Source organism: Natronincola ferrireducens, assembly GCF_900100845.1.
GTDB classification, from domain to species: domain Bacteria; phylum Bacillota; class Clostridia; order Peptostreptococcales; family Natronincolaceae; genus Natronincola_B; species Natronincola_B ferrireducens.
Genome location: NZ_FNFP01000004.1, coordinates 184,401 through 192,580, shown reverse-complemented (window position 1 = coordinate 192,580; position 8,180 = coordinate 184,401). Strand labels below are relative to the sequence as shown.

General features: G+C 35.6%; 6 protein-coding genes and 1 rRNA gene. All 7 read right to left on the bottom strand.

All coding sequences use genetic code 11. The features are described from left to right. Nucleotides 1–581, bottom strand: a 16S ribosomal RNA gene (locus BLS22_RS10680); the annotation flags it as partial. Between the two features lie 678 nt (nt 582–1,259). Then, complete coding sequence (gene lysS / locus BLS22_RS10675) at nt 1,260–2,753, bottom strand: lysine--tRNA ligase (RefSeq protein WP_090553743.1); 1,494 nt, start codon at nt 2,751–2,753, stop codon at nt 1,260–1,262. 46 nt (nt 2,754–2,799) lie between these two features. Then, complete coding sequence (greA, locus tag BLS22_RS10670; protein ID WP_090553742.1) at nt 2,800–3,291, bottom strand: transcription elongation factor GreA; 492 nt, start codon at nt 3,289–3,291, stop codon at nt 2,800–2,802. Between the two features lie 468 nt (nt 3,292–3,759). Further along, complete coding sequence (locus tag BLS22_RS10665) at nt 3,760–4,671, bottom strand: quinate 5-dehydrogenase (RefSeq protein ID WP_090553741.1); 912 nt, start codon at nt 4,669–4,671, stop codon at nt 3,760–3,762. A 95-nt stretch (nt 4,672–4,766) separates the two neighbouring features. After that, a complete protein-coding gene (gene dusB / locus BLS22_RS10660; protein ID WP_090553740.1) occupies nt 4,767–5,729 on the bottom strand; it encodes a tRNA dihydrouridine synthase DusB in 963 nt (320 codons plus the stop codon). A gap of 311 nt (nt 5,730–6,040) precedes the next feature. Continuing rightward, nucleotides 6,041–7,219, bottom strand: coding sequence for an acetyl-CoA C-acetyltransferase (locus BLS22_RS10655; RefSeq protein ID WP_090553739.1), 1,179 nt, complete (start codon nt 7,217–7,219; stop codon nt 6,041–6,043). 144 nt (nt 7,220–7,363) lie between these two features. Then, the gene (locus tag BLS22_RS10650) at nt 7,364–8,179 is read right to left on the bottom strand and encodes a type III pantothenate kinase (protein WP_090553738.1); all 816 of its coding nucleotides are present in this window, start codon (nt 8,177–8,179) and stop codon (nt 7,364–7,366) included. Nucleotide 8,180: the final 1 nt, after the last annotated feature.

Genomic DNA, 8,180 nt, shown 5'->3' with positions numbered 1-8,180 from the left:
CTTCTTCGCTCACGCGGCGTCGCTGCATCAGGGTTTCCCCCATTGTGCAATATCCCCCACTGCTGCCTCCCGTAGGAGTCTGGACCGTGTCTCAGTTCCAGTGTGGCCGGTCACCCTCTCAGGCCGGCTACTGATCGTCGCCTTGGTAGGCCTTTACCCCACCAACTAGCTAATCAGACGCGGGCCCATCTTGTACCGATGTTCTTTGGCTACTCTAGGATGCCCTAGTGTAGTCTTATGGGGTATTAGCAATGGTTTCCCACTGTTATCCCCCTGTACAAGGTAGGTTGCCCACGCGTTACTCACCCGTCCGCCGCTATCCAACACTCAACTCAGCTACGCTTCGTTTTCGTGAATTTAAAATGGAAAATTTAAAATTAAAAATTGAAAACCTTTCGTTTCTGTAAAGTTTTTTGTTTGTTTTTCTTTGTTTTTTGGTTTTCATTTTGCATTTTTAATTCTTTATTTTGCATTCCAATACTTAAATGAACGTAGTTCAGTTGAGTGTTGGACCGCTCGACTTGCATGTGTTAGGCACGCCGCCAGCGTTCATCCTGAGCCAGGATCAAACTCTTAATAAAAAATTTCTGGGTTCCATCTTTTTGATGGATGTATTTTGCTGGCTTAATATCTATACTGTTTAATTTTCAAGGACCTTCTTATAAATTCAAAACTTAAAATGTAAAATTAAAAACTAATTCCATTTTCTTTTTAAGGTCTTAGACCTTCTTCATTCTACATTTTGCATTTTTTATCGCCGCCTCTCAGTGACGACCTTTACTACTATATCATATCCCAGATATTATGTCAACACTTTTTTAAAAGTTTTTCTTAATCTCTTCTTTTCCCAAGTGTTAACTTACTCTCCCGTCACCCCTCAACTTCCGGCGACTTGAAATACTATATCAATTTATTACTCATCTGTCAACAAGATCTGTACTGGTAATTTCTTCTTGCATCTCCTGACGACAAATAATACTATACCATATACTCTCCATCATGTCAAACCCTTATACACTTCCATTTTATTGTATAATGTTCATTATAATATACCTAATTTGTAAGAAATTCTTCCTTTGGAAGGTTTAAAAGGCGAATTTAGGTGAAACAACTAAACCGTTACAAAAATTAAATCAATTCTTTTGTTTGAAACATAAATTGAAAGAGTTGATGCAACTTACGTTTAAAGTTATTGACAGATTAGGTATATTGATAATTTCCTAATTGCTTATAAAAATTTTAAAGAGGATTAGGTTACCCTAATCCTCTTTGTGTAATGGTTTCATAGTTGGGAACAATATAACGTCCCTTATAGATGGTGAGTCTGTTAAAAGCATAATCAATCTATCTATACCAATACCTAAACCTCCTGTAGGTGGTAACCCTACCTCAAGAGCATTTAAGAAGTCCTCATCTAATGGGTGCGCCTCTTCATCTCCAGCTTCCTTCTGAGCCAATTGTTCCATGAATCTTTCCCTTTGATCAATGGGATCGTTAAGCTCTGAGAAAGCATTAGCTATCTCCCAGGTGTTAACAAAGGCTTCAAAACGATTTGTGATTTCAGGACATTCGGGATTCCTTTTTGCTAGCGGAGAAACCTCCACAGGATGTCCCGTAATAAAAGTTGGTTGCACTAGGTGTTGTTCAGCAAATTCTTCAAAAACCTCACTAATGATATGACCTTTTTTCATATCCTTTGTTACTTCTAGTTTTAATTTCCTAGCAATTTCTCTAGCTTCTTCATCGGTCTTAACTTCATTAAAGTCTATATTAGCATATTCTTTACATGCGTCGATCATAGAAAGACGTCTCCAAGGAGGTGTCAAATCTATTTCTTTTCCTTGATAAACTATCTTAGTTGTACCCAGCGCTTTTTCTGCTACATAAGCAACTATATTTTCTGTTATTTCCATCATATCATTATAATCTGCATAAGCTTCATATAACTCAATAGAGGTGAATTCAGGGTTATGTTTAATAGACATCCCTTCATTTCTAAAGATTCTTCCTATTTCATAAACTCTATCTAAACCGCCAATAATTAGTCTTTTAAGGTGTAGCTCTGTAGCAATTCTCATATACATATCAATATCTAGTGCATTATGATGGGTAATAAAGGGCTTTGCATTGGCTCCTCCAGCAATAGTATCTAATATAGGGGTCTCTACTTCTATATAGCCCTTTTTGTCTAAAAATTCTCTAATGGCTTTTATTGCTTGAGTACGCACCAAAAATGTTTTTTTGACATCTTCATTTATAATCAAATCAACATATCTCTGTCTATATCTTAAATCTGGATCCTTTAACCCGTGCCATTTATCTGGAAGTATTTGCAGAGATTTAGTTAGCAATCGAACTTCAAAGGCTTTAACCGATATCTCTCCTTTTTGTGTTTTAAAAACATCTCCTTTTATCTCAATAATATCTCCCATATCATATTCAACAAATAATTCATAAGATTCTTGTCCTATGGCATCTTCTCTTACATAGGCTTGTATACGCCCATCTTTATCTTGAAGATTAATAAAGCTAGCTTTACCATGTCCCCTTTTAGCCATAATTCTTCCTGCTATGGTTACTCTTTGACCTTCAAGATTATCAAAGTGTTCTTTTATTTGTTGACTATAATGGGTTACATACACCTTGTCTATTTTGAATGGGTCCTTTCCCATTGCTTTTAAATGGTTGAGTTTATCTCTACGTATTTGCAAAAGCTCGTTTAAGCTTTTTTCTTCACCGTGATTGTTTATCATTGGTTTGTCCACCCTCCTGATAGATAATATGTAGTTTTATTATAGATTAATCATTTATATTTCCCTTTTCAATTTTTAATACTTCGTATTTTGTAGTTCCATCGGGAATTTGTACCTCTACGATATGCCCCACCTTTTTTCCTAAAAGAGCTTTTCCTACAGGTGATTCATTAGATATTTTTAGTTCATAAGGGTCTGCTTCAGCAGAACCAACAATGGTGTATTCTACAATTTCATCAAATTCCAGATCCTTTACCTGTACTGTCGTTCCAATACTTACTTGTTCTATATTAATGTCGTCCTCATCAATAACTCTAGCTTTTTTTAACATGCCCTCAAGCTTCATAATTCTTTCTTCAACCTGAGCCTGTTCGTTTTTAGCTTCATCGTATTCAGAATTTTCGCTTATATCCCCAAAGGCTATAGCTTGTTTAATACGTTCTGCTACTTCTTTTCTTCTTACGGTTTTTAAATGTTCTAATTCATCTTCTATTTTCTTTAGCCCCTTAGCCGTTAAAACAACTTCTTTATCCGTCATACTTATCTCTCTCCTTTATGAAAGTATTTATCCAACTAACTCGTTACTATAAAAACCCAACTCCATCTGTTTGAATTTATGATGTCGAAAGCTAATACATACCTATGATATGTTTTGATAATATATGTGTTTATAACTAATTTATTCTTATTATATAATGGTAATTTTATCCTTTGATGTGTTGCTAGTACTCCCCCATTTACTCTGTGTAAGCAGTTAGCACTAAAGCAGCGATTCGGATCATCGTTTAAGCAAAGTGGGAGAACAAATGCTTCATAAAGTAGTTTGACTACAACTTAGTAACAATTAAACCAGCCGTTAATTAAGTGTCATTTCGCTATCTTTGCATCATAATAGCACTGCCTTTTTACAGTGCTTTCCAATTAAATATATTGTAGATATTATAAGCTAGCATTTTTAAATTGTCAAGCATAATCAAAGGTTAATTCCTGCTTTTATTATTAATCCTTAATCCATATTGGGCTGGGTAGTTAAATATTCCATCCTGGGTTTTAAATCCATAGCATCTATCACTTCATCATAGCTACTGTATTTTCCTTGCTTTATAAAGGAAACCATAATGGCTTCCATAAGATTGGTACCAAAGGATCTATCCCCTAATCGAGGTGTAGTAGTAATTAATAGAACCACGCCTCTTTTCTTTAATTCTAAAATATCTTGTTTTGTTACAGTATTGGTAATAATAATCTTTCCTTCCATAATTAGAGGCATATAACGTTTAATATAATGAAAATCTCCTGCTATTATATGAGCATCTTGATAATATCTTTCTACTCTTCCTTTAATGTTTGTATTTTGTTTGCCTCCAGTTGGATATAACATCTTAATGGGCAGTTGGCATAGGACAGGAGCAACTACTCTAGCAATATACTGTATCTGCTTTAAAGAGTACATAGGTATATTTAATCCCAATGCAAAGGCAATATCTCCAATAATTAATCTTCCTCCATAGGCTTCTATGGCTTCCGCCATACCAAAGCGATCTAAGGCAGAAGTTATTAGCGTAATTTTTTCCTTGAAATTTATCATATCCTTATCCCCTAGATAGGCAATAACCCTACGCTCTAAAGTGTTTTTTAGGCCCGAGCCATCTACTATAGGGGTTATTTGGGCTGCTCTTTTTAAGGCCATAGCTTCCCTGATAGTATAACGCTTCTTTCCATCCCACAAGTAAAGATCAATCCCCCCCATACCTAAAGCATCTACTTTACCGTCTAATTGTTTGATAAGTTTTACTGCCTTCTTTAGGCTACCATCTGTGCCAATTCTTTCGATATTAAATATTTCATTTAGGATTTCCACCTCTACAGAGCTATCTCTCTGTGAACTTCCTATACTAACACTAACAATTCTTTTCATAGCTTCTATCCCTCCCTTAAAAGCATGTGAAATAAATGTATTTCTATTATTAACCTTTAGGGTAGAGTTATACAAATTTTAATAAGGTAATCCTACTAAAATTCATTTAGGTATTTTGTTAGTATTTTCTTCGTTTCCTCTATAGATTTTGTAGTATTAATAATTCTTCGAACTTCTGCAGCATTTTTAAATCCCTTTAGATACCATGCAATATGTTTTCGCATTTCATGAACAGCCACATATTCACCTTTATGTTTAATGACTAGTTCCATATGCTTAAAAATTGTATCTATTACCTCTTGTATAGTTGGCTTTGAGAGGATCTCTCCTTTGTTTAGATAGTGATTAATTGTTTTAAATAGAAAAGGATTGCCTTGGACTCCTCTTCCAATCATAATACCATCACACTTCGTTTCTTGAAATATATTGATTGCATCCTCTAAAGTAAATATATCTCCATTCCCTATAACAGGAATACTTATCCCTTCCTTGACTTTTTTTATAATATTCCAATCCGCCTTACCAGAATAAAACTGTTCCCTCGTTCTACCATGAACGGCCACTGCCTTAGCACCACTATCTTCCAGCACCTTCGCTATTTCTACCGCATTAACACTTTGATCATCCCATCCTTTTCGAATCTTTACTGTCACTGGTTTTACCGATTCCTTAACAACAGCTTTAACAATTTCTCCTGCTAAATGGGGATTTGTCATAAGAGCACTACCATCTCCATTTTTCACAATTTTAGGGGTGGGGCATCCCATATTAATATCTAAAATGATGTTTTCTCTATCGTTTAAGTTGTAGGCTGCTCTAGCCATAATATCTGGTTCAGAGCCAAAAATTTGTAAGGCAACTGGCTTTTCATCGTCTTCTATAGCTAAAAGCTCTTCTGTTTTTTTATCTCCGTAATACAGACCTTTAGCACTGACCATTTCCGTATAAACCATGCCACATCCCATTTCTCTACAAATTAACCGAAAAGGCAAATCTGTCACACCTGCCATAGGTGCTAAAAAAACATTATTGCTCAAAGTTATATTATCAATCTTCATTACCTTCACCTCACTGCGATTATGTCCCTTCTATATTAATAGATTTTTCTTTAATACTCAAATGTTTTTACTTATAGTATGTACTTTTCCCTAGATGAAAGTCATGGTTTTTAAAATTTAGAAGCTACTTTTGTTGAAACCAATAACAGAAATTAAATCAATTCTTTTATTTAAAACATGAATTAAAAGAATTGATGGAACTTATGTTTAAACTAATCCACAATTTTGCAAAGTATATAATTTTCTAGTGGTTATAAAAAAACAGCCTATTCATAATCCCTTATAAATAGGCTGTTTCTCCTATAAATTATCTATCGTTTCACAACAACAGCGGTACCCATACCTCCACCAATACACAAAGTAGCTAATCCATACTGGACATCTCTTTTAATCATTTCATGTAATAGAGTAACCAATATTCTAGCACCACTAGCACCGACAGGATGTCCTAAAGCAATTGCTCCTCCATTTACATTTACCTTCTCAGGGTTCCATTTTAATTCATTGGCTACAGATAACGCTTGAGCAGCAAAGGCTTCATTTGCTTCAATCAAATCCATATCCTCTATAGTCAGTCCCGCCTTTTTTAGAGCTTTTTGTGTGGCAGGTACTGGTCCTATTCCCATAATAGAAGGTTCCACCCCTGCATTTCCATAGGAAACTAGGGTTGCTAAAGGCTTAATTCCTAGCTCATCAGCCTTCTCCTTCGACATAATCACTAGGGCTGCAGCACCATCATTGATACCAGATGCGTTTCCTGCAGTAACGGTGCCATCCTTTTTAAAAGCTGGTTTTAGCTTCCCTAGTTTTTCAATGGTTACTCCTGCCTTAGGATATTCATCTGTATCAATAAGCAGAGGCTCTCCTTTTCTTTGGGGAATTTCCACTGTTACAATCTCATCCTTAAATCTTCCGTCAGCCATAGCTTTTTCTGCCTTATTTTGACTTTCGGTAGCAAATCGATCCTGCTCTTCTCTAGTGATATTATATTTTTCTGCAAGGTTTTCAGCAGTTATTCCCATATGATAATTATTGAAGGCGTCTGTCAGTGCATCATGAACCATAGAATCTATTATTTTACCGTCTCCCATTTTTTGTCCCCATCTTGTCTTTGGTAGTAGATAGGGAGACTGGCTCATATTTTCTGTTCCTCCAGCAACAACAATATCATTATCCCCTGCTATAATAGTTTGAGCTGCCATCGATACAGTTCTTAACCCGGAACCACATAATATATTAATTGTCGTAGCTGGTACTTCTACTGGAATCCCGGCTTTAATCGAAGCTTGTCTAGCAACCCCCTGACCTGCACCAGCCTGTAGAATGCATCCCATATACACTTCATCCACTTGATGGCCCTCTACACCTGCTCTTTTTAAAGCTTCTTTGATAGCAATGGCACCTAAATCAGCAGCTGAAACATCTGCTAAACTTCCACCAAAGCTACCAATAGGGGTTCTGACTGCACTAGCAATTACAATTTCCTTCATCATCTTTTCCTCCTTAAATGTTTTTTAAAAGTTATTCTCTTCATATGAGTAAGAGAATAAAAAATCAACCTAAGTATTTCGAAAAGTTTGAATCTTAATCTCTAAAACATTATATCAATTATTGCTAAATAAGTAAAATAGAGCTTAGATTTCTCTAAGCTCTATTTCAGTTGCTATTTTTTCCTTGCGTTCTTCTTTATTTCTGGTGTAGATAATCTTTAACCCATCTAAAGTTAGGGTTTTGTCTACTATATGGATATGCTTTGTTTCACTGGCGATTAATGTGGAAAGTCCACCAGTGGCAATAACCTTAACGTCTTGCTGTTTTAGTTCTCTTGTCATTTTTTTTATGATGTATTCCACCAAACCTACATAACCATAGATAATACCTGCCTGCATACTATTTACAGTGTTTTTACAAATAACCTTTCCTGGCTTTACTAATTCCACTCTAGGAAGCTTTGCAGCCCTTTGAAATAGAGCATCACTGGAGATCTTAATACCAGGAGCAATTGTACCACCTAAATACTCTCCTTTTGGGGATATAGCACAAAAAGTAGTGGCGGTACCAAAGTCTACTATAATTAAGGGTCCTCCGTATTTTTCAAAGGCAGATACTGCATTGACAATTCTATCGGCTCCCACCTGTTTAGGGTTATCATACTTAATATCCATCCCAGTCTTTACTCCAGGACCTACAACCAAAGGTTCAATATTAAATACTTTTCTAATGGAATGCTCCAAAGAATACATAATATTGGGAACTACGGAGGACATAATTACATCCTCTACATCCTCTAGATTTCTACCACTATATTGAAAAAGCTGGTGTATTAAAATACCATATTCATCGGAGGATTTATCTTTATCCGTAGCAATTCTCCAGGATTCTATTAAGTCATTGTCTTTATATAACCCCAATACAATGTTGGTGTTTCCTACATCAAAAACTAAAATCATT